The following is a 238-nucleotide window of genomic DNA, read 5'->3' as shown; positions in this document are numbered from 1 at the left end:
CCGAACACGCGGCCGCTCTTGCCACGTACCAGCTCTGGCACGTCCGGGTTCTTTTTCTGCGGCATGATCGAGCTGCCGGTGCAGAAGCGGTCCGGCAGGTCGATGAACTGGAACTGCGCGCTGGTCCACAGCACCAGCTCTTCCGAGAAGCGCGACAGGTGCATCATCGCCACGCTGGCAGCGGCGCAGAATTCGATGGCGAAGTCACGGTCCGACACGCCGTCCAGCGAGTTGCCGG

General features: G+C 64.7%; 1 protein-coding gene. It reads right to left on the bottom strand.

The annotated features are described in order from the left end of the window. On the bottom strand, positions 1-238 hold a 238-nt coding region (locus tag SB771_RS36875; protein ID WP_410722270.1), incomplete at both ends, for a lyase family protein.

Origin of the sequence: Burkholderia sp. SIMBA_051 (assembly GCF_046534915.1) — a bacterium.
Taxonomy (GTDB): domain Bacteria; phylum Pseudomonadota; class Gammaproteobacteria; order Burkholderiales; family Burkholderiaceae; genus Burkholderia; species Burkholderia ambifaria.
The sequence above is the reverse complement of the archived record's forward strand: the minus strand, read 5'-3'. Positions and strand labels throughout refer to the sequence as shown.